The following is a 23,180-nucleotide window of genomic DNA, read 5'->3' as shown; positions in this document are numbered from 1 at the left end:
ATCATCCCACCAAAAACAACCAAAGATAAATAACACAACTCAAAAGAAAGGAGCAGCCATCCCATGAGCCACCGCCATACTCCTTTCTTCTCACTCAAACCTACCTCCACCGATAAATCAAGCGGATGGAATGTCGGTGCCGTTTTAGATCAGAATGGCCCTGGTGTCACGTTAGGTGCACATGCAGGCAAAGGCAATACGGATGGCCAAAGCACGACCTATACCAACTCTCATGTAGGGACACTCTCCGGTACTACGCTGGTACAAACCGGTGATACAATCACGATCAAGGGTGGACAGGTCTTGGGAGAGAGGGAAAATGCATCAGTAAACCTTTACATGACACATCAGGATATAAACATTATTCACTCTAGAAGTAATGCTATTGAACCTATTATAAAATTTACATTTGTTCTTGTAAATGACACATATCATTAAAACTCAAGATGATACAATCCCTTATGTGGCGAAAGGAAAGATATGAGCGGTAGAATATTTGTATGTGGTGATACTCACGGTATGAGTGCAGATACCCAAAAATTAAATAGTAGAAACTTTCTTCGTTCCCACTCTAAAAGTAGGAATGCAGATTCTAAGATCAAATAACATGGGATATACACTCCCACGTACAACATGGGAGCGAACAAAAATAGCATTAGCATCACCTGACCCCTTTTCCTGACCCCTTTTCCCAAAGAAAATTGGAATACAGGAACGAATCCTGAACCGTTTGCAGTATATTTTGGCCCAAGTAATCCCGATAAACTAAATTATGGTAAAGGTCAAGCAACTCAGGCTATAACCAATACAGAAATTAAGAACTATGAGGTTAAGGAGTTTTCAAATGAAGGTAATTAGAGATATATTTAGTTACTCTTATGGACATGGTGCAATAGGTTTAACCTGTAATTATTGCATTTATTATAAATTTAATGAAGATTTGGAAATAGGCTCTTTAAAAAGATCATATTGTAGTTTGCATAATTTTTCATTAAAGATTATGAGGAATGAAGAAGATAGGATCTTGGGTGAATGGTTCTGTAAACAATTTGAAAATAAAAATGCTTTTGAATGGGGCTTAAAAGAGTTTTATCAGTTAAAAGATGAATTGGAAGATAATGTATTGTATCAAGCTTGTGGAAAGAAATATTTAAATGGAACATATTTTAAGGATTTACCCCAACTAAAAGAAGAATAAGAAGAAAAGGGGTCAGTCGCCACCTTAACTCGCTTGTATAATGAAATCACCACTCAAGAGATCAGTTCTCTCGTTCCCATCGTCCCGATGGGAATGCATATCAAACCGTCAATAAACCAGCAAGTATAAAGTCGCTACAATATCTGATGGGAAGAAGTCGTTATAAAATCTATGAATCTACACATCCGCACTTTTTTACTTGCACGATACTAAACTGGCTTCCGATATTTACACGTCAGGACAGTGTAGATATCGTCCTTGATAGTCTAAAACATCTACAAAGAGAAGAAAATCTGAAACTCTATGCCTATGTGATACTTGAAAACCATATCCATTTGGTGGCAAGTAGTGAAGATATCGCTAAAAGTATGAGACACTTCAAATCCTTTACAGCCAAAGAGATATTGAAACTGCTTCAAAAAGAAAGTGTTACAACGATCCTAGACCAACTTGCATTCTATAAAAAAGCACATAAAACAACTACAACTTATCAAATATGGCAGGAAGGCAGTCAACCCAAACTGATACAAACAATGATAGACCCCTTAATTCTTGCATTATGAAGGTGACAGTATCGGTATAAGCGGAGGGGTAAGCTATAACAATGGCGATGCCCAGGACAGTAAATATTATAACCCTGATAGCTCAAGTGCAAACAAATCAGTAGGTTACGGAAGTGAGGGCGAGAGCCAGACATCTATAACCAAGTCAGCGATCAATACCTCCAATATCAAGGTCACCGACCAGAAAGCTCAAAAGGCTACGGGTACAGGCACCGAAGAGATCATCGCACAGGTACATATCGATACCTCGACCGATACAATTGAAGCCGACAGCGGTGCACTGGTCAACAACTTCGATGCAGCAGAAGTTCAAAAAGAACTGGATGTACAGACAAGGGTCACACAAGCCTTCGATACGACCAGACAGGAGGTCAAAGCGTATCTAAATAAGGGTAAAGGGTAAACAGTAAAGGGGTCAGGTGATGCTAATGCTATTTTTATCAAATAAGATATAATGAAGCATTAAAAATTTGGGGAAGATACAGTGCCAGAGAGATTATGAGGGGATGGATGGACTTGTTAAGATTGAGAGGTTTTGGTGATGATATATGGTCAGTATGCATTCCCATCGGGGACGATGGGAACGAGAGAAATTTTTTAACAAATATAGATCTTTAGAGAACTTATATGCAGCATTGATCGTACCTGTACTGGAGGGTAAAAAAGAGTTTCCCGATGTCGGTGCAGATTGGATTTTTGAATACTTGACATTGACTAAACTCGTTGATCGTGCAAAATATGAGAAAGTAAAAGAATTGATACTCGATCGAATTGACTTTTTATTGTATCGAAGAAGCCGATATCCTGAACTAAATATAAAAGAATATGAAGATAAATTAGATGAAATATTTGAATATTTAGAAGCTTTAGAGTTAGAGATGCCACCTGCATTTCCACCGCTTTAAATTGGCATACGTTTATAACGGCTATGTTGAAGTCTGGAGAGCTGAGTGTATTGGAGATCACTCAGATCGTTGGACATACTAACTCTAAGATGATATTTGAGAATGATGCACGATTTATCAAAGGTGAACATTTGAAAATTCGAAGGTCATTCAATCCGTTCGAAAATGGTAGTGACCTGCATGGTGACACTAAAAAATTGCAATTTTGTTGAAATATTTTGAAACATCGAGTTTTATGGGATAAAATTGGTTGCGGAAAAAGGATTTGAACCAATGACCTTCGGGTTATGAGCCCGACGAGCTACCAAGCTGCTCTATTCCGCGACAGTTAAATGTATATAAAGTGATTAAACATTATATATTGAAGATTGGTTGCGGGAGAAGGATTTGAACCAACGACCTTCGGGTTATGAGCCCGACGAGCTACCAAGCTGCTCTATCCCGCGACAGTTAAAAATCAGGATCTTACAATCCTAAAGTGGATGGGGTAGAGGGATTCGAACCCCCGAATATCGGTACCAAAAACCGAGGCCTTACCGCTTGGCGATACCCCAACAAAGTGTTTCTCATAAGGCTCTGTTGCTTATGTGGACGGCATTATAGCCCAAACGAACGATGTTGTCAAGGGGTTTTGGGGGAATTCTTTAAATTTTTTTAAAATTTCCTTTTTTTCGAGTTGATAGATGAAGTAGGAAAAGGTATAATACCCCTACTTAGTTAATAACACTATATAGAATCTATAAACAAATGGGAGATGCAATGCCAGTTGAAGCGATAGCAAGAGTAGAGAGAGCGATCAAAGAGATCAAAAGCGGTAAAATGGTCATTATGATGGATGACGAGGATAGAGAAAATGAGGGTGACCTTGTCTATGCTGCTACTTTTTCGACACCGGAGCTTGTAAACTTCATGGCCAAAGAGGCCAGAGGACTAATCTGTGCACCAGTTACCAAAGAGATCGCGGCCAAACTTGATCTCGTACCGATGGTGGACAAAAACGTATCAGCACATGAAACAGCATTTACCATCTCTATAGATTCAGCGACTGCATCGACAGGTATCTCTGCTGCCGAGAGAGATGACTGTATCAGCAAACTGGCCAACCCGCTTACGGTCTCAGAGGACTTTGTACGTCCGGGGCATATCTTCCCTTTGATCGCTAAAGACGGGGGAACACTAGTCAGAACCGGACATACGGAGGGTTCCGTAGATCTTTGTAAACTGGCAGGACTTGTACCCGCGGCAGTGATCTGCGAGATCATCAAGGATGACGGTACGATGGCGCGTATGGATGACCTGGAAGTTTTTTCGGAAAAACATAAGATGCCGATCGTCTATATCTCGGATATCGTAGAGTATCGTCTGGCAAATGAGAAACTGGTCAAGCGTGTAAAAGAAGAAGAGTCTACGCTTAGAGGGGTGAAGGTAGAGAAGATCACCTACAGCGACCATTTGAAGCGTACACATACCGTGATCCAGTTCTACAAGTCACATGAAACGGCCAATGTGAAGTTCCATAATATCGGACAGGATATCGACCTGGTACTTGATGACAGACGTTACCAAACACTTGGCAATGCCATCGACTATCTCAAAAAGAACGGAGGAGTACTGATCTTCCTTGATAGCAAAGTGATCTCTCATGAACAGGCAAAAGAGTTTGGAGTAGGGGCACAGATACTGAAAGACCTTGGTATCAAAAATATCAACCTGCTTACGACACATAAGGATACCGAGTTTGTCGGCCTGGCCGGATTTGGACTCGATGTAGCAGAGAAGATCGTCATCTCATAGCTTTCTATCGGTACAATGAAAAAACTTTTAAGTAACCTAAGTCTCCACTCTATCAACTTTTTAGGGATCATTGTACTTTTCCTCTTCGCACTGCTTTTTACTTTCCTCGTGATATTTGAAGAGTACCGGGAGTTCGAACAAGAGTCGATACACCTTCGCAATACCTATCTCGACTCGCAGAAAACCAAAGCCAAAGAAGATACCGAAAGAGTCATAGAGTATATCAACTACTCCTATAGCTCAATGATAGGGCAAGTGAACAGTGATCAGCTCAAAGAGCATGTCATAAATTCCATAGAGCACCTCTTTGATCGCAAAAGCGGTAGCAGTTATATCTTCATCTATACGCTGGAGGGTACGAATATCTCTGATCCCATCAAACCTCATAACCGCGGCAAAAATATGATAGACCTTCAGGATATTGATGGTAAATATGTCCTCAAAGAGTTGATCGGGAAGGCCAAAAGCGGCGGCGGGTATGTCGAGTATGTCTGGGTCAACCCTGCAAGTGCCAAACTCTCACCCAAGGTCTCTTACGGTGCAGCCTATAGACCATGGAACTGGCTGGTCGGAACCGGAGTCTATCTCGATGAGATCGATGCGATGATCAGTGAGAAAAAAGAGAAGATGAAAGAGCGTCTGATCAAATACGTTATGGAGGTCCTGACCCTCTCTGCTATCCTTTTCTGGATCGCATGGGGAGGTATCAAATTGATCAACGGTGTGATACAAAAGGAGATCTCTACCTTTAGGGATTTTTTCCAGAAATCCGTACTCTATAACATTGTGATCGATAAGCGGCAGATCAAGATCAAAGAGTTTCAGGTACTGGTTGCATATGTCAACGAAATGGTGAGTGCTATCCATGAAAAAAACAGGGAACTCCAGGAGCTCAATGTATCTCTGGAAGAGAAGGTGCTGCAAAAAACCGCCAAACTTCAGGATCAGATGCAGTATAACGAACAGTTGGTTGCAGCACAGGACAGCTTTATCAAACACTCAATCCACGAGGTCAATACACCTTTGGCCGTGATCATGACCCATATCGATATCTATAAGATGAAGTATGGTGAGAACCGATATCTCACAAAGATCGAAGCAGCAGCAAAAATGATCTCTACCATCTATGAAGATCTGAGCTATATGGTGAAAAAAGACAGACTGGCCTATGAAAAAGAGTGGATCGATATCAAGGCATATCTGCTTTCTCGCACAACGTTTTTTGAGGAGATCGCCCACGGAAACGACCATCGGATAGGAGTACATTTGGATGATTGCGGAAAGATATGGTTCAGTGAACTCGAACTTCAGCGTATCATTGACAATAATCTCTCAAATGCTATAAAATATGCAAAGAGAGGTACGGATATCAAGATCGAGCTCTATGAAAAAGAGAAATATCTCATCATACGCTTTATCACCCATTCAAAGATGATCCAGGATACCCACAAGATCTTTGAGGCTTTCCACAGAGAAGACAAGGTCAAGTCCGGGTTTGGTCTCGGACTCGAGATCGTGGGCGAGATCTGTCAAAAAGAGGATATATCCATTGATGTAGAATCAAATGAAGAGATAACGGTCTTCAGTTATCGGTTTAAACGAGGAGAAAAAGATGAGAATACTCTTACTTGAAGATGAGCTGATGCTTCAAAATGCCATTGTTGAGTATCTGACAACAACCGGATATATCGTCGATGCCTTTGAAGATGGAGAAGAGGCTTACGAACAGATCCATAAAACCTCTTATGATCTTTTTATCTTTGATATCAACACCCCCTCTATCGATGGTCTGAGTCTGCTTGAAAAACTTCAAAAAGAGAAGATCCATATCCCTACGGTTTTTATCTCCGCTATTACCCAGATCGAACAGATCTCCAAAGCCTACGAGCTTGGATGCTATGACTACCTTAAAAAACCGTTTCACCTTAAAGAGCTTACATTACATATAGAGAGACTGCTTAAAATGGCCGATATCCAGTCAAAAAGTATGGTCAAACTGAGTAAAATGTACAGTTATGACCTTGAAAAAGACCGCCTGCTTTTTGATAATGTCGAACAGGAACTCAAACCCAAACATCAGCAGATCATGCGCCTGCTGGCCTCAAATCTGGAGCGTGTTGTGGATTTTGATATGCTCAGGCACTATGTGTGGGATGATATCCATGTGGATGCAGCGACCATCAGGGCTGAGATGCATAGAGTACGCCAGGCGCTCAAAGAGGATTTGATCGTCAGTATCAAGGGGATAGGATACAAACTGACCAAACACTGATCTTACACAACTAAAGAAGCGTAGTTCTTTTATTTTCTTTTAGATGCTTCTATCATCCTGACAATTATGTAACGATTTTATACATTTACGACTTTTTTGTCCGCTTTATTGATTTAAAAATTTTCATGCTATGTTAATGCTATGTTCAGTTTCTATGATAAAACTGCAAGAAATAAGGAACCCTTTGTATGGCTTTCACATACATAACATCTACAAAGTGGATGAACCCAAAACCCTCTTGCAAAATAGTTTACTTTTGCGAACCCTTTATGTCGATTGAAGGTCATGCAGAGGGTTCCAAAATAGGAAGAATTATGAAATTGATTAAGATGAGTCTTGCTGCTGCAGTTGCGGCAAGTATGGCAGTAGCCGGTGGGAATATCGCACCGGTTGAAGAAGCAGCACCCGCTGTTGAAAGTGAAGTAGATTACGGTACCGTGTTCGGACAATCACGTACTTTCTATATAGACAGAACCTACACAGGATCTATAGAGAACAACCGTAACTCACTGGCTACAGGTGGATATATAGGATATAAGACACCTGAATACAACGGGTTGAGTGCGGCAGCTGTGCTTTATGGTGTCTATGGTTTTGACATTCATAATGAGGATGCAAAGGATGCGTGCGGTTTAAGTTATGATCCGGCACTTTATGGTGATGGTTGCAAAAACTATATGTTTCTCGGTGAGGCGTACCTAAACTATGTCTATGAGAATACCACTATCAAAGTCGGTCGTCAAAAGCTGAATACACCGCTTGCCGGTGCAGATGATGCGAGAATGCTTCCAAACCTCTTTGAAGCGGCAGTGGTAACCAATACAGATATCAAAGATACCACATTGATCGCAGCGCATATCACACGAGAGAGTGTGGGGACATTCGGTAACGTATATCCTACAACTACACCAAGCTTACTCTCTCTTGCTATCCAAAGCGGGTACGGGTATGGTTACAAACTCGGTACAAACGGTGATTTTGCCGATATGGGTGAGATCGCGTTGGGTGCAGGAAACGATACTGCAGGAGTAAGTGCCGTAGCAGCGATCTATAAAGGTATGGAGGGTGTAACCCTTCAGGCATGGGACTACTATGCGCATGATATCCTTAATGCCCTTTACCTCCAGGCAGACTTTGGCTGGAACTGTATGCTGAATGATGAAGTAAAAATGAATGCTTCACTCCAGTATATCAACCAGAGCGATGTAGGTGATGCACTTGCGGGCAAAGTGGACAGTAACTACTGGGGTGCGAAACTCGGTGCTGCGTATGGTAACTTGAGCGGATATGTTGCATACTCACAAACTGCCGACAGCGACGGTGCTGAAAATGGTGGTATCATTACTCCATGGGGTGGAATGCCGGCATTTACACAGGGAATGGTGACAAGACACCAGTTCTTCTCTGATACTGATACGTATAAAGTTGCGGCTACCTATAACTTCAGTGACCTGAATGTCAAGGCATCAGCATATTTTGCATCCTTTGATGTAGGTGAAAGTGCTACCTATGCAGCAGGTCTCGAGTCAACAGAAAGCGGCTTCGATATCATTTATCAAGCGACTGAAAATCTTCAGTACAGATTCAGAGGAAACTTCCCGAATGAGTTTGGCGGTACACCATCCGCTTCATATGACTGGGATGAATATAGATTTATAGTAAACTATAACTTTTAACAATAAGTTTTTTTACAGTATGGTTTGAGATACAACCATACCTTATAGATTGAAGGAACAACAATGACACATGAACAAGTGGAACAGATAAAAAACAACCCGAAGTATCAGGAGTTGGTAACGAAGAGAAGTTCATTTGCCTGGACACTCTCTGTTATCATGCTGGTGATCTACTATGCATTTATTATGATTATTGCATTTAACCCTGAAATTTTGGGTGCAAAAACAGGTGAAGGTGTAATGACAGTCGGTATTCCTGTAGGTATTGCGATCATCATTATCGCATTTGCCCTTACCGGGATCTATGTAAGAAGAGCAAACGGAGAGTTTGACGAATTGGCTCAGCAAGTAAAAGATGAGCTTAAATAAGGAGTAGGGTAATGAGTAGAATTTTATGGATGGCACTACTTCTTAGTGCAGGGTTATTTGCCGCAGGTGCATTAGAGGGTGAAGTAGAGAAACAGCCTCTCAATGTCTCAGCGATCATTATGTTCTTGCTTTTTGTGGGTGGTACACTCGGCATCACCTACTGGGCAGCAAGAAGAACAAAAACAGCAAAAGACTTCTATACGGCCGGTGGAGGGATCACAGGTTTCCAAAACGGTATGGCAATTGCAGGTGACTATATGTCTGCAGCATCATTCCTTGGTATTTCAGGATTGGTATATCTTGCGGGATTTGACGGATTGATCTATTCGATCGGTTTCCTTGTGGGGTGGCCTATCATCCTTTTCCTGGTATCTGAAAGACTGAGAAACCTCGGTAAGTATACTTTTGCGGATGTAGCAGCCTATAGACTTAAACAGACACCGATCAGAACACTTGCTGCGTTCGGTTCGATCGCTACGGTGATCCTTTACCTTATCGCACAAATGGTCGGTTCGGGAAAACTTATCCAGTTGCTTTTCGGTCTCCCGTATGAATATGCGGTGGTACTGGTCGGTGCATTGATGATCCTTTATGTAACATTCGGCGGAATGCTGGCGACAACATGGGTACAGATCATTAAAGCGATCCTGCTTCTTTCAGGTGCGACGTTTATGGCGATCGCGGTATTGAGTCACTTCGGGTTCAGCGCAGAGGCACTTTTTGCAAAAGCGGTAGAGGTACATGAGAAAGGTGATGCGATCATGGCACCGGGTGGATTGGTATCTGATCCAATCTCAGCGATCTCACTCGGTATTGCATTGATGTTCGGTACGGCAGGTCTTCCTCATATCCTGATGAGATTCTTTACGGTTGCTGATGCAAAAGAGGCTAGAAAGTCGGTATTTTTTGCAACAGGCTTTATCGGGTATTTCTATATCCTTACCTTCATCATCGGTTTCGGTGCGATCGTAATGGTACTCAATAACCCGCAATACCTTGATGTGGCAAAACAGGCGATCGAAGGCGGTTCTCCGATCATCGGCGGTAAGAACATGGCAGCGATCCACTTGTCTCATGCAGTAGGCGGGAACTTCTTCCTAGGATTTATCTCGGCAGTGGCATTTGCTACGATCCTGGCGGTTGTGTCAGGATTGACACTTGCGGGTGCCTCAGCGGTATCACATGACCTCTATGCGAATGTATTTAACAAAAATGCAACAGAAGCGCAAGAGATCAAGGTATCTAAGATCGCAACGATTATCCTTGGTATCGTGGCTATCTTCCTTGGTATCGCATTTGAGAAGCAAAACATTGCATTCGTTGTCGGTCTGGCATTTGCTATTGCTGCTTCAGCGAACTTCCCGGTACTCTTCCTTTCAATGTTCTGGAAGAGATTGACGACAAGAGGTGCAGCGATCGGGGGTAGCCTTGGACTTGCTACGGCGATCCTGCTTGTTGTTCTCGGACCGATCGTATGGGTGGATATCCTTGGTAATGCCGAGGCGGTATTCCCATATAAATATCCGGCACTCTTCTCTGTGACCGTTGCATTTGCAGCGATCTGGTTCTTCTCGATCACAGATAAGTCACAAACGGCTCAGGATGAGATGGAAGCATTTGATGCGCAAAATATCAGATCTCAAACAGGTATCGGTGCAGAAGGTGCATCAGCACACTAAAATAGACTCAAAGTCTTCGGGCTTTGAGATATCATGGAGTAAACAGAAGTGGTAGAACTACTAGAAACCCTTAAATCACATCCGCCTTTCAGTTATCTGGATGAGATATCATTTAAGCGTATAGAGAAATCTGCACAGGTAGCATACTACCCTAATGATACGATACTGATCTCCTCTTCGAAAAAGCCTGAAGTGCTTTACTTTATCATCAAAGGTACCGTAGAAGCAGCCAGTGAAGATGAGATGATCGATTTCTACCACTCCAATGACAGCTTTGGCGGTATAGAGCTTCTGGAAAATCGTGCACCTGAGTACGACTACAAGGTCACCGAAGAGCTGATCTGTTATGAGATACCTGAAGAGACTTTTATAGATATCGCTGAGAGAAATGAAGCATTCAAACACTATTTTTTCTCTTCTATTGTGGAACGTATCGATCTGCTGAGAGAGAAGAGAGAGTTTACGCTTATGAGTGATATCATGGTTGCAAGAGTAGATGAAAATATCATCCGTCAAGGGACTCGCGTCTCATCACAGATGGATATCACAGAAGCACTTCATCGGATGGAAGAGGAAAAATCATCCTGTTTGATCGTAGACAATGCGGAAGGATACGGCATCATCACAGATGCGGATCTCAGACACTTTATCCTGCATAAAGAGGATGAGGAGCTGGAGCTTGTCAGCCAGATACAAACCTATCCGATCATAACTGCCGGAAAAACCGAACTGCTTTTCAATATCCTGCTCAAGATGACAGAACACTCTATCAAGCATTTGCCTCTCCTGGATAACCAGGGAACATTTGCCGGTGTGGTTGAGCTTACAGACCTTCTTAGCTACTTCTCCAACCAGTCATACCTTATCTCAGTTCAGATGGATAAAGCACATGACCTGGAGGGTGTGATCGCATCTGCCAAAAGAGTACCTATGATGATCGAAGCACTGCATACCAAAGGAGTCAAGAGCCGATATATTGTCAAACTGGTCTCTGAGATCAACAAAAAAATGTACCAAAAAATCTTTGATTTGGTGGTACCCCGATCATGGCACGAGAAATCCGCATTGATCCTTCTCGGCAGTGAAGGACGAAATGAGCAGATCATGCGTACTGATCAGGATAATGCACTGATCTTTGAAGAGGGCTTTGAACCGGAAGATGCCCAAGAGGTAACGGAACGTTTCATAGAAGTACTCGATGAGATAGGCTTTCCGCGATGCAATGGCGGTGTCATGATCCTCAATGAAAAGTGGAGAAAATCTCTCAGTGCTTATAAAAGTGATATAGAGAGATGCTTGGAGCATCCCGACTATGAGGGGTTGATGGATCTGGCGATCCTCTTTGACTCTGTTGCAGTCGCGGGAAACACTCTACTGCATGAGGAGGTGAAAACCTACCTGATGAAGGGTATTGCAAGCAATCATTCGATCCTTACACACTTTGCCAGAGCGATCGAGACATTCGAGTCTCCTTTGGGGCTCTTCTCGCGCTTTGTCAGTAAAGACAGAGACCACATGGGAGAGATCGATATTAAAAAAGGTGCACTTTTCGCACTTGTGCATGGATGCAGGGCACTGGCACTCGAATACGGGATCAAGGCGACCAATACCACTTTGCGTATCAAAGAGCTGAACAATGCAGGCTTTATCGATAAAGAGAGTGCTACAGAGCTGATGGAGGCCCTGGAAGTACTCAATACATTCCGTCTGCATGCTCAGATCGAGAAATCACATAAAGAGGTGACGGTAGATAACTATATCACTGTTGAGAAGTTAAGCAAGCTGGAACGTGATCTTCTGAAAGATGCACTGAAGAGTGTAGATATGTTCAGAAAGCTCGTGGTACACCACTTTCATCTGGGTATCGTAGGATAGATGATGTTTGACGGTCTAAAACGCAGCTGGTGTCGCAAAAAACTGACGGATGAGCGTTTTGCTTTTTTGTTTGATGAACCGAGAGAGGATGAGATCGTGGTCTTTGACTGTGAGACAACAGGGCTTGATCCAAAAAGAGATGAGATCATCTCCATCGGTGCGGTCAAAGTAAAAAAGAACAAAATACTTACAGATGAGGCGATCCATCTTTACATTGAGCAAAAGAGGGATATCTCAGCTAAAAGTATCACCGTGCACAAGATTCGTAACTGTGATCTGGAGGGTGCAGTGACAGTTGAAGAGGCTGTAGAGAGATTTCTATACTATATCGGTAACAGAAAACTTGCAGGATACTATCTGGAGTTTGATGTAGCGATGATCAATAAGTATACGAAGAAGATGCTGGGAATCACACTGCCAAACCGGCAGGTAGAGGTCTCAGCACTCTACTATGACAAAAAGTTAAAGAGGATCCCTCAAGGTAATATAGACCTAAGATTCGATACTATTCTGAAAGATCTCTCTTTACCGAGGTTAAAGGCGCATAATGCGCTCAATGATGCTGTAATGACAGCCATGATGTACTTAAAATTAAAAAATATTAAAAGTCTGTAATGACAAATACATTTCAATTAATTAAATAGGAGTAAAAATGTTAGAAGAACTATATCAACCAAATAAGGCGTTTGCTAAAGATGCAAGAATCAAAAATATGTGTGAATATAAGGAACTTGTAGATGCGGCTAACGAGGATTACGAAGGATTCTGGGGTGCATATGCTTCTGAGAAGATCGATTGGTTCGAGCCTTTTACAAAAGTACTTGATGAGAGCAACGCGCCGTTTGTAAAATGGTTCGATGGCGGTAAGATGAATGTCGCATATCAATGTATCGACCGTCATATCGAGACGCGTAAAAACAAAGCAGCGATCATCTTCGAAGGGGACAGAGGAGATAAGCAGATCATCACTTATCTTGAGCTCTACTACCAGGTAAACAGATTTGCAAACCTTCTTAAAGAGGATTTCGGTGTTCAAAAAGGTGACAGAGTTGTTATCTATATGCCGATGATCCCAGAAGCGGCATTCGCGATGCTCGCATGTGCAAGAATCGGTGCGATCCACTCGATCGTATTTGGCGGATTTAGTGCTGAAGCACTCAGAGACCGTATCGATGATGCGGAAGCAAAAGTAGTGATCACTGCAGATGGTGCGTACAGAAAGACTAAACCGTATATGCTTAAACCTGTTGTTGATGCAGCGCTTGCTGAAGGTGAGAGCCCGGTAGAGAAAGTACTTGTGGTTGAACGTAACAATGAAGATGTTGAGTGGGTTGCAGGTCGTGACTACTCATACAATGAACTGATCAAAGACAAATCATCCGTATGTGAAGCAGAGCCGATGGAGAGTGAAGATCCGCTTTTCCTTCTTTATACTTCAGGAAGTACGGGTAAACCAAAAGGGGTACAGCATAACCAGGCAGGATATATCCTCTGGGCACAAATGACGATGGAGTGGGTATTTGACGTGAAAGAGAACGATACTTACTGGTGTACTGCTGATATCGGTTGGATCACAGGACATACCTACATCGTATACGGACCGCTTGCGATGGGTGCGACAACAGTGATGTTTGAGGGTGTGATCACTTATCCGGATGCAGGACGTCCATGGCAGATGGTGGAAGAGTACAAGATCAACCAGTTCTATACAGCACCGACTGCGATCCGTGTACTTCACAAAACAGGTGAAGATGAGCCGGCTAAATACGACCTCTCCAGTCTAAAAGTACTCGGAACAGTAGGTGAGCCTATCGATCCACCGGCATGGAAATGGTACTACGAGCAAGTTGGACAAAGCAAATGTGCGATCGTAGATACCTATTGGCAGACTGAGACAGGGGGGCATATCGTATCTCCGCTTCCTGGTGCAACTCCGATCAAACCGGCTTGTGCAACACTTCCACTACCAGGTATCATTGGTGAGATCCTTGATCCTGAAACAGGCGAGAAGGTAGGAGAAGGTGAGAGCGGATATATGTGTGTAACAAAACCTTGGCCAAGTATGATCCGTGGTGTATGGGGTGATCCGGAAAGATTTATCAAATCCTACTTTGGTGATGTCAAAAAAGACGGTAAAGCAGTTTACTTCACTGGAGACGGTGCTGTTTACGGGGAGAACGGGTATATCACGATCACCGGCCGTACAGATGATGTCATCAACGTATCGGGACACCGTATGGGTACAGCGGAAGTAGAAGCAGCGATCAAAAAACACTGGAACGTTGCTGAAGTAGCAGTTGTAGGTAAGCCGCACGAGCTCAAAGGTGAGGGGATCTTTGCCTATATCGTTCTCAAATCCGATGAAGGTATCGCAGATGAAGTAGAAGAGGTAAAAACGATCAACAACATTATCAAAAAAGAGATCGGTAATATCGCTGTATGTGATGATATGGTCTTTGCTCCGGGTCTGCCGAAGACACGTTCAGGTAAGATCATGAGACGTATCCTCCGTTCTATCGCTAAAGGCGAGGAGATCACTCAGGATATCTCTACGCTGGAAGATCCTTCAGTCGTAGAGAAGATCGAAAATATGGTAAAGGGAGCGTAATAACGCCCCCTTGCGACAAGATTACTTCTCTCCGTTCGTCCTGAGCCTGTCGAAGGATGAGAAGTGTAAAGCAAAGGCAAACTGCTTTCTCACAGAGAGTGCAGTTTGCCTTTGTAGCTTCGGAACCGGAAGTGATCTGCAGAAATGCACCATTGAAGGCAGGTTAGAACACAGTGAGCCGCGATCAATGAAACTTGAGCTCGGCATTTCCATAAATCTAAGTTCAATGCTTTAATCCCACTTTCTTTAACACATTTAATCTCTCAAATTACGACACCATCAAAGAAAATGGAAGAAAGGTTACTAAAAAATGAGTTTATTTACACTAATCCTTTTAAAGGTTTTTCCCATCTACATTAATGTTGTTTTAGGCTATCTATCTTCAAAATTTTTAAAAGTACAAAGAGAATCTGTCGCAGCTTTATTAATCTATATCTTAGGTCCAATTGTTGTATTCTCAGCAACGGTAAGTGTTAAAATCAACTTTGCAGTAGCTTTTTTACCGGTATTCTTATATATCTTTGGTTCGCTGATCGCTTTTACCTCCTTGGCTTTATTTAAGAACAAGTGGAATGACCCAACTGGAAATATTCTATCCTTTTCTGCAGGAACTGGGAATACGGGGTATTTTGGTATTCCATTGGCTATTATATTTTTTGAACCGTCTTTGGCAGATATTTTTATTTTTACTGTTTTAGCTTCACTTTTATACGAAAGCACGACAGGGTTTTACGTTACAGCTATGGGTAACTTTACAGTGGGAGAAGCGCTTAAAAAGATTTCCAGGCTTCCTATTTTATATGCATTTATTTTAGGAATTGTTTTAAATATTGCAGGATTTGAAATACCTGCAGCAATTCATTCTTATACAACGCAATTCAAAGGTGCTTATGGAATCTTGGGTATGATGATGCTCGGTATGGGCTTGATAGGACTTAAAAACTCTGAAGGTCATTTCGATGTCAGGTTTCTATCTATCGCATTTTTTGTCAAGTTTGTATTTTGGCCTTTGGCAATTTTGGGATGTATATATCTAGACAAAACCTTCTTTCAGTTACTCAATACTGATCTGTACAAAGTCTTGTTTTTGTTCTCGATTGTTCCACTTGCCGGAAATACGGTTACTTTAGCCGTTTTATTAAATACAAAACCTGAAAAAGCAAGTTTAGCTGTGTTTATAAGTACGGTTGTATCTATCATTACGATTCCACTTTATATATTTTGGTACGGTGGATTTTTATAAAAAGCGTCTTTCCCCTCCCATTTCTCCTTCCGTATCTTTTGATATGGAAGAGATAAAATGTTTATTTTCCCTCTTGAGGCCACTCTCCCATAGGCCAGGGTTTTTCATCACTATTAAAAGAGATATAGGCGATCAACTGTTTAATATACTCTGATATTGACGCTGAGAATGAGAGCAGTTTTCCATTGAGGCTGCCACCGATCCAGCTGTATAAAAACTGTGCTATTACTATAAGACATACTATCCAGGAAACAATATTTGCAATCACTGCGAAAAAGATCGTATAGAGGACTCTTTCACCCGTTGCTTTTTTAACTTCTTCTTTAACTTTATTCATGGTATCTCCTTTTTTTGATTATAGCATGTTGGCAATACTGTATGGTCAGAGTGGTTACAAAATTTCTGATGGAATCTATACGCTGAGAGTCCATACGTTATAATGATCAAGATAGCGTATAAAGGCATAGATATGAAGATATATGTATTACTGCTCACCCTGTTTGTTTCCTTACTCAGTGCCGATTCAGGCTACAGGCTTGAAAAGCTTACAAGCGGTCATGGCGTGATCTGGGGAATGGTATTTATCGATGATAAGAAGATACTCTTTACCCAGAGAGAGGGAAAGGCGGGTATTTTGGATAATAATAGTAAAACGGTCAAGATGATCCGGGGGCTGCCAAAAGTCAGGGCCAAAGGGCAGGGCGGCCTGCTGGATGTGGCACTCACGACGGACTTTAACAAAGAGGGCTGGATCTACTTCACCTATGTCAAAGAAGTAGGATCAAAAGGTGCTACGACACTTGCACGGGCAAAACTGGGTAAAAACCGATTGATAGCATGGCAGGACCTTCTGGTCACACACTCTACGACCTCATACAACCGGCACTTTGGGAGTAGAATCGCATTTGATGAGGGTGGGCATCTCTTCTTTAGTGTAGGGGATAGGGGCGTGAGAGAAAATGCGCAGAATCTTCATAACCATGCGGGTTCCATTTTGCGCTTGAACATGGACGGCTCCGTACCCAAAGACAATCCTTTTATACACAACTCCATTGCCCTTAATGAGATCTACAGTTATGGGCATCGAAACCCTCAGGGTATCTACTATGACAGATCGACCCAAAGGCTATGGGCTATCGAGCACGGTCCACGGGGCGGGGATGAGATCAACCTGATCAAAAAGGGGCAAAACTACGGTTGGCCTGTTATCTCCTACGGCAAAGAGTACTGGGCTCCCATAGCGGTGGGCGAAGGGACGCACAAAAAAGGGATGATGCAGCCGCACAAGGTCTACATCCCCTCTATCGCGCCAAGTTCTCTAATGATCTACGAGGGGAACCTCTTCCCCCGATGGAGAGGCAAGCTCTTTGCAGGGGCATTGGTACTCAAACATATCAATATCATCGGAGTCGATAAAAACGGCAAGCTTACAAGTGAAGAGAGGATACTGGAGGAACTGGGAAAGAGGATACGGTGCGTGACACAGGACAGCAGAGGCTTTATCTATTTTTCTACGGATAACGGAGAGATATTTAAACTCTCGCCTGGCTAAGCTACTCACAGAGTAACAGCCTAAAGAGAAAGCATCGTTAAAATCTGAAAAAAGATAAAGATCAATTCTCTTCTACGCTATAATGTTCTATATTTAACATGAAAGGAGCGACTATGAAAGTAGCCGTACCGGTAAAAGATAAAAACCTTCAGTTTTTCGGAAATGCAGGGCATACACCGTACTTTGCTGTCTTCACCCTCAAAGGAAACGGCATGTTCAGGTCATTTGATCTTGAAGATGTAAGAAAGAATCCCAGAGGCGATTTAGATGAGCATGAACATGATGAGGAGCATCACTGTTCGCACGATGCAGAGGACGAAGCGCATGTAAAAGAGCACCTTAAAATGGGCGATGCCCTTGGGGACTGTGACTATATGGTCGTCAGACGTGCCTGTAAAAATACTGCGAAATCAATGGCAGAACATGATATCAAGATCAAAAAGTACAACGGCCAAGGTATCGAAGCAAAACAGATCCTGCAGGAACTCTCATCGGAGTTTATATAGGTTTCAAACGGTTAAACAATTTCTCTTATCATGTATCTTATCGCATGGGGAAGAGAGAAGAGTTAGTTTTTCATCTGTTTAAGGAGTTGTGCTTTTGCTAGTTCACGTTCACTCTGTTGCATGGGTTCTATGCAAGCCTTTGCAGAGTGTTTTGATACGATAATTAGGGCATCTTCCTTTGTTTCTATCTTAAGTTTTGATGGGAGCTCTTCCCGGATCTTCGCCATCTCTTTTGGTTTTTTAGTCTGATGTGGCGTATCTTGTTTCGTGAGTATACCCCGCGGAGCAGGTTGATCTGTTTTCTCAGCGGCAGGGGTAAAAAAAGCAGCCAGTACAACGATCGAAAGAGAGGCCAAAAAGAACCAGGCAATCTGTTTATTTCTACCCATTGGGGTTTTGGAAGGTATCAGGTCATCCAGTGGTTTAGCTCCCTGTTCGTTTGAGATCTCCTTTAGGATACTCCTTAAAACAATGTCTTTAAAATATCTCTCTTCGTGCGGTTTTATCTCTTTCACGTATCTCTTTTCTCTTAGTTTTAAACGGCAAATTTTATACTCTCTTAGCTTAAATTATATTTTTTAACATTAAATCTTGAATGATCTAGAAATGAATCGGATTATTTTGAAGGATAAGATGGAGGAGAGAGAAGTTCTCCCCCGCATAAGCGGGAGAAGGAACGTATCATAACTCTGATAGAAAGGGATAAAGCGTTTCCACCTCCTATCAGGAACTTTCTATGAACGGACAGCCAGTTCACGGTTTATTGCATTTTTCAGTTCATCCAGACTTTTGTCTATCTTACTGTCAATCCCCAGCATTCCAAGGTTCATCCCGACCTTATCTACAAACTGGACGGTAAAACCATTTTTTGTATAGTCTACTTTGGCATAAACCGTTGTATGTTTGTTTCTATGTCTGTTTTGATATCTGTATGAGTAGTACTTTCTATTCTTGAGTCTCTTTTTGAAATAGAGTGTCTGTGTACCACATCGCATTGATGGGGTATATTGGCTCCACGCATCTTTTTGTGCACCCTTTTGAATCGCATGGATAACTTTCTCTTCTTTGAGTGTCGCAGATGACGCTGCATATCCGTTGGTACCGATAAATAACCCTAAAAGCGCTGTGATCACTAATAATTTTTTCATGACTATTTTCTCCTGAATTTATATATTTTTCTTTTGGTTAGATGTGTATATGTCAACAATCAGACTTTTATCTCTGCACAATGCAAGGAGTATGATTGTCAGTTAAGCATTTAGGGCTATAGGAGGTTTGAAGATAGTATCAAGATAGCGTTGATTTACAATAGGTAAGGAGAAATAAAAGCCTGAAAATAGTTCTATTTCCTTGAAATGGCGCGCCGAAATAGTGGCAAGCAGATTTTCATCCGATTTTTTTTCTGCCTCTTTCTCTTCTAATGAAACTTCAACTTTTGTTTCTGCTGTATTATCAATAAACTGAGGTGAAGAGAGGTCGAAAGAGACCACAGTCAACATAACGACAATGAGTGATAAAAGATAAAACCTATGTAATTTCATGGGCCGGATACTAGCATACTCATATTAAGATGTCAATAGTTTCTATCTACTAAAATATTTGAGTGTAGTTTAGGTAACACATCAGTCTGGGTTACCTACTTTAAATATTGGTGAACATTCCAATCGAAATCTGATGGGAATGCTCAGATGAAGCGATGGGTCTCTAAAAGTGATTGGGGCTGCTTTGCACTATATACCGCTCCAGCTTGGGAGGATAGGGCGGAGCGAGAAGTTCTCCCGGTGCCAATGGCGGGAAGAACTCATCATAGCGGTGATACTCGGTACGGTCTACCCTCTGGTAGATATGTACCCTTGAGAGCTGATCGGGATGGGAGAGACCGGCTGAGGCGAGAAGTTCTTTGAAACTATGGAGCGTTTCGCTGTGGTAGTTGGCTACACGCTGCTTCTTATCTGTCACTACCACTCCTTTACTGAGGCTTTTATCCTGCGTTGCTATCCCTGAGGGACAGGTATTCTTATGGCACTGCAGTGCCTGTATACATCCCAAAGAGAGCATGAAAGAGCGTGCACTCGCACAGAGATCAGCCCCAAGCGCCAGGGCTTTGACGATATCCATCCCTGTGATCATCTTACCTGAGACAATGATCTTGATCTCCTTTTTCAGATCATACCCCGTCAGTACATCACTCACAAAGGCAAGCGCCTCGCGCAGCGGCATTCCTACAGAATTGGTATGTTCAAGCGGTGCTGCCCCCGTACCGCCTTCTCCGCCGTCTACGGTGATAAAGTCCGGGCAGATACCTGTCTCTATCATCGCTTTACAGATCGCGATAAACTCGTTTTTCTGTCCTATAGCCAACTTGAAGCCTACGGGTTTTCCCTCCGAAAGGTCACGCAACTGCTGCACGAACGCAAGTAATTCAAGCGGAGTACTGAACGTACTGTGTGTAGGAGGCGAGTCTACGCGGGTATGCGCTTCTACTCCGCGTATCGCAGCGATCTCTTCGCTGTTTTTGTCTGCGGGGAGTATCCCTCCGTGTCCCGGCTTGGCACCTTGGGAGAGCTTGATCTCTATCATTTTTACCTGGGGGTATTTTGCTTTCTCGGCAAAAAGTTCCGGAGAGAAATGACCGTCTTCATCCCGGCACGAAAAGTACCCTGTACCGATCTGCCAGATAAGATCGGCACCTGTCTGCAGGTGATAAGGGCTTAACCCGCCTTCACCGGTATTGTGGGCAAAGTGACCCAGTTTTGCACCATACCCCAATGCCAGGATGGCATTTTGACTCAGTGCCCCGAAGCTCATGGCCGAGATATTGAGCAGGCTGGAATCATAGGGCTGTTTGCACTGTGAAGAGCCGATACGTATACGAAAATCGTCAGGCAGCGCAGCGGCATCCAATGCCTTCAAGGAGTGTCCTATCCACTCATAACCGGGTTCATAGGTATCCATTTTGGTACCGAAGGGAAGTGTATTGACCTCTTTTTTGGCCCTGCGGTATACCAACCCTCTGAGCATTCTATTGATAGGTACACCGTCTATGTCCGACTCGATGAAGTACTGGCGAATCGGCGGGCGCATCGCTTCAAGCATCCATCTGGCACGCCCGATAAGAGGATAGTTGCGTCTGAGTGAATGCTTGGTCTGATACATGTCATATATACCGATCCCTACAAGCACCGATGTGAGCAGCAGCAACCAGAGAAAAAAAGGGTAAAAAAAGGAGAGAATGAACAAGAGTGAAAGAGTAAAGAGGGAGTAGTAGACAAACTGTTTACGCATATAAGATCCTAATCGGTTTTTCATATTATACCAAGCTGAAGTAAGCTGAGATGCTGAAAATGTTATCAAATAACCTAGAGATAGAAATATACAATGGATGGCTACAGAAGATCAAAATTTATACAAGGGTGTAATAGTTTCATTACAAAATCAAGGTATAATGTTCCACTTAATAACAACTATAAAAGGAACTATGAATGCATTTTACATTTGGCGACTATAAGCTAAGAGTACATTCACTCGAAAACAAACTCTCTGTACAGGTTACATCTGATCTTGGTGAAGTACACCTTGTCAGTGATGAGCGTCGTACAGTCGACTTTCCAAACGAAGTCTGTTTTGCTGTCGAGAACCCGACGAAACAACCTGAAGCGATGGGATTGAGAAAATTTGCATTTGGTGAATACACCTTTATCCTCGGTGTCAATTACTCCGGTGAACTTTTCTTGTTCCACAGTGTGAAACTCTTCGTCGGTAAAAAAGTGATCGAAGGCAAGGATGCTTTGACCCTGGCTTTCCTCAAGGATCCTAAAGCCTAATCACTACGTTCCCGTTATGCACTTTAGTGAAACGGGATCTCTCTTCATGTTATACTGTCTTTCAAAATGTTAAACCGATAAAGAGCGCTTATGCAACACCTCCCAAAGATACTCCTTGTTTTATATATCATACTCTTCAGCATACTGGCAATTGAGCCCTATGACCGGGCAACCTGGCTGGTAGAGAATATACCCGTCCTTATCGCTGTAGGTATTCTGGTCGTATGGCATAGAAGCTTTCTCTTTTCCGGCACGGCGTATATACTGATGTGGACATTCCTCTCTTATCATACGATAGGCGGACACTGGAGCTTCGAGCGGGTACCTTTTGCGTATGGTAACCAGCTTCTCTCCTCACTTGGGCTGGATTTTATCTTGCCTGAGGGACGTAACAACTTTGATAGAGTGGGGCACTTTTTTGTTGGGGTGTTTGCTTATCCTATCGTGGAGTTTTTAGTCAGAAGCTCTTTGGTTGCAAACCGCTTTGTCGCTTTTTTGTTTGCGATCTTTGCGATAGGGTTCTGGGCGGCAAGCTATGAGATCATAGAGATGTACTATGCCGTCATAGAGGGAGGTACCTCCGGATCACTCTTTTTAGGCTCCCAGGGAGATATATGGGATGCACAGAAAGATATGCTCCTGGATATGTGCGGTGCGGTACTTTTTGGCTTTTTAGCTATAATCACGGTTCCAAAAGACCATAAGAACTGAAAGAGAGGAAAAATCATGGAACAACTACCAAACTGTCCAAAGTGTGGAAGCGAATATACGTATGAAGACGGAGAGCTTTACGTCTGTCCTGAGTGTGCCTATGAGTGGAGTAAAGAGGCTCAGGCGGAAGAAGAGGCAGGCTTAGTCGTCAAAGATGCCAATGGCAACATTCTTCAAGAGGGTGATACGGTGACTGTTATCAAGGACCTTAAGGTTAAAGGAAGCAGCGACGGGATCAAAGTAGGGACCAAGATCAAGGGTATCCGCCTTGTTGAAGGAAACGATGGACACAATATCGACTGTAAAGTGCCTGGTGTCGGAGCGATCAAACTTAAACAAGAGTTTGTGAAAAAGGCATAACCGACTCATACATCTTCTATACTGAAAGAGTATCTCTTTCGGTAT

At 42.8% G+C, this 23,180-nt stretch carries 25 protein-coding genes and 3 tRNA genes; 20 read left to right on the top strand and 8 right to left on the bottom strand.

All coding sequences use genetic code 11. The annotated features are described in order from the left end of the window. Positions 1-63 precede the first annotated feature (63 nt). The 5 genes from AC4JOV_RS06515 (at position 64) to AC4JOV_RS06495 (ending at position 2,666) form a co-directional block, all read left to right on the top strand. Positions 64-438 carry a hemagglutinin repeat-containing protein gene (locus AC4JOV_RS06515; RefSeq protein ID WP_229935950.1) on the top strand — a complete coding sequence of 125 codons (375 nt, stop codon included), beginning with the start codon at positions 64-66 and terminating at the stop codon, positions 436-438. 406 nt (positions 439-844) lie between these two features. Continuing rightward, on the top strand, positions 845-1,198 hold the full coding sequence (locus AC4JOV_RS06510) for a hypothetical protein (protein ID WP_229935951.1): 354 nt from the start codon (positions 845-847) through the stop codon (positions 1,196-1,198). A gap of 146 nt (positions 1,199-1,344) precedes the next feature. Beyond that, positions 1,345-1,761, top strand: coding sequence for a transposase (locus AC4JOV_RS06505; protein ID WP_229935952.1), 417 nt, complete (start codon positions 1,345-1,347; stop codon positions 1,759-1,761). Then, positions 1,751-2,164 carry a hypothetical protein gene (locus AC4JOV_RS06500; RefSeq protein WP_229935953.1) on the top strand — a complete coding sequence of 138 codons (414 nt, stop codon included), beginning with the start codon at positions 1,751-1,753 and terminating at the stop codon, positions 2,162-2,164. Before AC4JOV_RS06505 ends, AC4JOV_RS06500 begins: the two co-directional genes overlap by 11 nt. Positions 2,165-2,309: 145 nt before the next feature. Beyond that, a complete protein-coding gene (locus AC4JOV_RS06495; protein ID WP_229935954.1) occupies positions 2,310-2,666 on the top strand; it encodes a hypothetical protein in 357 nt (118 codons plus the stop codon). Positions 2,667-2,913: 247 nt separating this feature from the next. Here AC4JOV_RS06495 and AC4JOV_RS06490 read toward each other — a convergent pair. From AC4JOV_RS06490 to AC4JOV_RS06480, 3 genes are all read right to left on the bottom strand, one after another. Further along, a tRNA-Met gene (locus AC4JOV_RS06490) sits at positions 2,914-2,990 on the bottom strand. Positions 2,991-3,035: 45 nt separating this feature from the next. Continuing rightward, positions 3,036-3,112 (bottom strand) — tRNA-Met (locus AC4JOV_RS06485). Positions 3,113-3,145: 33 nt separating this feature from the next. Then, positions 3,146-3,220: transfer RNA gene (locus AC4JOV_RS06480), tRNA-Gln, on the bottom strand. A gap of 193 nt (positions 3,221-3,413) precedes the next feature. Here AC4JOV_RS06480 and AC4JOV_RS06475 point away from each other — a divergent pair. From AC4JOV_RS06475 to AC4JOV_RS06430, 10 genes are all read left to right on the top strand, one after another. Next, a complete protein-coding gene (locus tag AC4JOV_RS06475; protein WP_491522205.1) occupies positions 3,414-4,460 on the top strand; it encodes a bifunctional 3,4-dihydroxy-2-butanone 4-phosphate synthase/GTP cyclohydrolase II in 1,047 nt (348 codons plus the stop codon). A gap of 15 nt (positions 4,461-4,475) precedes the next feature. Then, on the top strand, positions 4,476-6,092 hold the full coding sequence (locus AC4JOV_RS06470; protein WP_229935956.1) for a sensor histidine kinase: 1,617 nt from the start codon (positions 4,476-4,478) through the stop codon (positions 6,090-6,092). Next, positions 6,073-6,732 (top strand): response regulator transcription factor, encoded by a 660-nt coding sequence (locus AC4JOV_RS06465; protein WP_229935957.1) that lies wholly within the window; start codon positions 6,073-6,075, stop codon positions 6,730-6,732. Before AC4JOV_RS06470 ends, AC4JOV_RS06465 begins: the two co-directional genes overlap by 20 nt. A gap of 314 nt (positions 6,733-7,046) precedes the next feature. Beyond that, the gene (locus AC4JOV_RS06460) at positions 7,047-8,408 is read left to right on the top strand and encodes an OprD family outer membrane porin (RefSeq protein ID WP_229935958.1); all 1,362 of its coding nucleotides are present in this window, start codon (positions 7,047-7,049) and stop codon (positions 8,406-8,408) included. Between the two features lie 63 nt (positions 8,409-8,471). After that, entirely contained in the window at positions 8,472-8,777 is a 306-nt protein-coding gene (locus AC4JOV_RS06455; protein ID WP_229935959.1) for a DUF485 domain-containing protein, read from the top strand. An 11-nt stretch (positions 8,778-8,788) separates the two neighbouring features. After that, positions 8,789-10,456, top strand: coding sequence for a cation acetate symporter (locus tag AC4JOV_RS06450; RefSeq protein ID WP_229935960.1), 1,668 nt, complete (start codon positions 8,789-8,791; stop codon positions 10,454-10,456). Between the two features lie 48 nt (positions 10,457-10,504). After that, the gene (locus AC4JOV_RS06445; protein WP_229935961.1) at positions 10,505-12,331 is read left to right on the top strand and encodes a putative nucleotidyltransferase substrate binding domain-containing protein; all 1,827 of its coding nucleotides are present in this window, start codon (positions 10,505-10,507) and stop codon (positions 12,329-12,331) included. A gap of 3 nt (positions 12,332-12,334) precedes the next feature. Further along, positions 12,335-12,946 carry a 3'-5' exonuclease gene (locus tag AC4JOV_RS06440; protein ID WP_229935962.1) on the top strand — a complete coding sequence of 204 codons (612 nt, stop codon included), beginning with the start codon at positions 12,335-12,337 and terminating at the stop codon, positions 12,944-12,946. A 37-nt stretch (positions 12,947-12,983) separates the two neighbouring features. Beyond that, positions 12,984-14,939, top strand: coding sequence for an acetate--CoA ligase (acs, locus tag AC4JOV_RS06435; protein ID WP_229935963.1), 1,956 nt, complete (start codon positions 12,984-12,986; stop codon positions 14,937-14,939). A gap of 310 nt (positions 14,940-15,249) precedes the next feature. Further along, on the top strand, positions 15,250-16,182 hold the full coding sequence (locus AC4JOV_RS06430; protein WP_229935964.1) for an AEC family transporter: 933 nt from the start codon (positions 15,250-15,252) through the stop codon (positions 16,180-16,182). 61 nt (positions 16,183-16,243) lie between these two features. Here AC4JOV_RS06430 and AC4JOV_RS06425 read toward each other — a convergent pair whose 3' ends face one another. Beyond that, positions 16,244-16,519: a DUF4389 domain-containing protein gene (locus tag AC4JOV_RS06425; RefSeq protein WP_229935965.1), complete on the bottom strand. Its 276-nt coding sequence runs from the start codon at positions 16,517-16,519 to the stop codon at positions 16,244-16,246. Between the two features lie 132 nt (positions 16,520-16,651). Between AC4JOV_RS06425 and AC4JOV_RS06420 the strand changes: the two genes are divergently transcribed. Both AC4JOV_RS06420 and AC4JOV_RS06415 read left to right on the top strand, forming a co-directional pair. Further along, positions 16,652-17,734, top strand: coding sequence for a PQQ-dependent sugar dehydrogenase (locus AC4JOV_RS06420; protein WP_229935966.1), 1,083 nt, complete (start codon positions 16,652-16,654; stop codon positions 17,732-17,734). 113 nt (positions 17,735-17,847) lie between these two features. Continuing rightward, positions 17,848-18,240, top strand: a complete 393-nt coding sequence (locus tag AC4JOV_RS06415; protein WP_229935967.1) for a NifB/NifX family molybdenum-iron cluster-binding protein — start codon at positions 17,848-17,850, stop codon at positions 18,238-18,240. A 62-nt stretch (positions 18,241-18,302) separates the two neighbouring features. On the opposite strand, the gene AC4JOV_RS06410 is transcribed toward AC4JOV_RS06415, so the two are convergent. The 4 genes from AC4JOV_RS06410 to AC4JOV_RS06395 all read right to left on the bottom strand — a co-directional run bounded on the left by AC4JOV_RS06410 (position 18,303) and on the right by AC4JOV_RS06395 (position 21,525). Then, a complete protein-coding gene (locus AC4JOV_RS06410) occupies positions 18,303-18,755 on the bottom strand; it encodes a hypothetical protein (protein WP_229935968.1) in 453 nt (150 codons plus the stop codon). Positions 18,756-18,974: 219 nt separating this feature from the next. Then, positions 18,975-19,388, bottom strand: coding sequence for a hypothetical protein (locus tag AC4JOV_RS06405; RefSeq protein WP_229935969.1), 414 nt, complete (start codon positions 19,386-19,388; stop codon positions 18,975-18,977). A gap of 102 nt (positions 19,389-19,490) precedes the next feature. After that, positions 19,491-19,781, bottom strand: a complete 291-nt coding sequence (locus tag AC4JOV_RS06400; RefSeq protein WP_229935970.1) for a hypothetical protein — start codon at positions 19,779-19,781, stop codon at positions 19,491-19,493. 163 nt (positions 19,782-19,944) lie between these two features. Next, positions 19,945-21,525, bottom strand: coding sequence for an FMN-binding glutamate synthase family protein (locus tag AC4JOV_RS06395; protein WP_229935971.1), 1,581 nt, complete (start codon positions 21,523-21,525; stop codon positions 19,945-19,947). A 197-nt stretch (positions 21,526-21,722) separates the two neighbouring features. Here AC4JOV_RS06395 and AC4JOV_RS06390 point away from each other — a divergent pair, with 197 nt between their 5' ends. From AC4JOV_RS06390 to AC4JOV_RS06380, 3 genes are all read left to right on the top strand, one after another. Then, positions 21,723-22,064, top strand: a complete 342-nt coding sequence (locus tag AC4JOV_RS06390; protein WP_229935972.1) for a hypothetical protein — start codon at positions 21,723-21,725, stop codon at positions 22,062-22,064. Between the two features lie 90 nt (positions 22,065-22,154). Next, a complete protein-coding gene (locus tag AC4JOV_RS06385) occupies positions 22,155-22,775 on the top strand; it encodes a DUF2238 domain-containing protein (protein ID WP_229935973.1) in 621 nt (206 codons plus the stop codon). Between the two features lie 15 nt (positions 22,776-22,790). After that, the gene (locus AC4JOV_RS06380) at positions 22,791-23,135 is read left to right on the top strand and encodes a zinc ribbon domain-containing protein YjdM (protein ID WP_229935974.1); all 345 of its coding nucleotides are present in this window, start codon (positions 22,791-22,793) and stop codon (positions 23,133-23,135) included. The last annotated feature ends 45 nt before the right edge of the window (positions 23,136-23,180 follow it).

The organism is Sulfurovum sp. MH2-6, from assembly GCF_058374785.1.
The sequence above is the reverse complement of the archived record's forward strand: the minus strand, read 5'-3'. Positions and strand labels throughout refer to the sequence as shown.

Bases quoted from the DNA above. Each gene is read 5' to 3' on its own strand.
- AC4JOV_RS06515 (WP_229935950.1), top strand. From the start codon at position 64: ATGAGCCACCGCCATACTCCTTTCTTCTCACTCAAACCTACCTCCACC.
- AC4JOV_RS06510 (WP_229935951.1), top strand. From the start codon at position 845: ATGAAGGTAATTAGAGATATATTTAGTTACTCTTATGGACATGGTGCA.
- AC4JOV_RS06505 (WP_229935952.1), top strand. From the start codon at position 1,345: ATGGGAAGAAGTCGTTATAAAATCTATGAATCTACACATCCGCACTTT.
- AC4JOV_RS06495 (WP_229935954.1), top strand. From the start codon at position 2,310: ATGGTCAGTATGCATTCCCATCGGGGACGATGGGAACGAGAGAAATTT.
- AC4JOV_RS06475 (WP_491522205.1), top strand. From the start codon at position 3,414: ATGGGAGATGCAATGCCAGTTGAAGCGATAGCAAGAGTAGAGAGAGCG.
- AC4JOV_RS06470 (WP_229935956.1), top strand. From the start codon at position 4,476: ATGAAAAAACTTTTAAGTAACCTAAGTCTCCACTCTATCAACTTTTTA.
- AC4JOV_RS06465 (WP_229935957.1), top strand. From the start codon at position 6,073: ATGAGAATACTCTTACTTGAAGATGAGCTGATGCTTCAAAATGCCATT.
- AC4JOV_RS06460 (WP_229935958.1), top strand. From the start codon at position 7,047: ATGAAATTGATTAAGATGAGTCTTGCTGCTGCAGTTGCGGCAAGTATG.
- AC4JOV_RS06455 (WP_229935959.1), top strand. From the start codon at position 8,472: ATGACACATGAACAAGTGGAACAGATAAAAAACAACCCGAAGTATCAG.
- AC4JOV_RS06450 (WP_229935960.1), top strand. From the start codon at position 8,789: ATGAGTAGAATTTTATGGATGGCACTACTTCTTAGTGCAGGGTTATTT.
- AC4JOV_RS06440 (WP_229935962.1), top strand. From the start codon at position 12,335: ATGTTTGACGGTCTAAAACGCAGCTGGTGTCGCAAAAAACTGACGGAT.
- acs (WP_229935963.1), top strand. From the start codon at position 12,984: ATGTTAGAAGAACTATATCAACCAAATAAGGCGTTTGCTAAAGATGCA.
- AC4JOV_RS06430 (WP_229935964.1), top strand. From the start codon at position 15,250: ATGAGTTTATTTACACTAATCCTTTTAAAGGTTTTTCCCATCTACATT.
- AC4JOV_RS06425 (WP_229935965.1), bottom strand. From the start codon at position 16,519: ATGAATAAAGTTAAAGAAGAAGTTAAAAAAGCAACGGGTGAAAGAGTC.
- AC4JOV_RS06420 (WP_229935966.1), top strand. From the start codon at position 16,652: ATGAAGATATATGTATTACTGCTCACCCTGTTTGTTTCCTTACTCAGT.
- AC4JOV_RS06415 (WP_229935967.1), top strand. From the start codon at position 17,848: ATGAAAGTAGCCGTACCGGTAAAAGATAAAAACCTTCAGTTTTTCGGA.
- AC4JOV_RS06405 (WP_229935969.1), bottom strand. From the start codon at position 19,388: ATGAAAAAATTATTAGTGATCACAGCGCTTTTAGGGTTATTTATCGGT.
- AC4JOV_RS06400 (WP_229935970.1), bottom strand. From the start codon at position 19,781: ATGAAATTACATAGGTTTTATCTTTTATCACTCATTGTCGTTATGTTG.
- AC4JOV_RS06395 (WP_229935971.1), bottom strand. From the start codon at position 21,525: ATGCGTAAACAGTTTGTCTACTACTCCCTCTTTACTCTTTCACTCTTG.
- AC4JOV_RS06390 (WP_229935972.1), top strand. From the start codon at position 21,723: ATGCATTTTACATTTGGCGACTATAAGCTAAGAGTACATTCACTCGAA.
- AC4JOV_RS06385 (WP_229935973.1), top strand. From the start codon at position 22,155: ATGCAACACCTCCCAAAGATACTCCTTGTTTTATATATCATACTCTTC.
- AC4JOV_RS06380 (WP_229935974.1), top strand. From the start codon at position 22,791: ATGGAACAACTACCAAACTGTCCAAAGTGTGGAAGCGAATATACGTAT.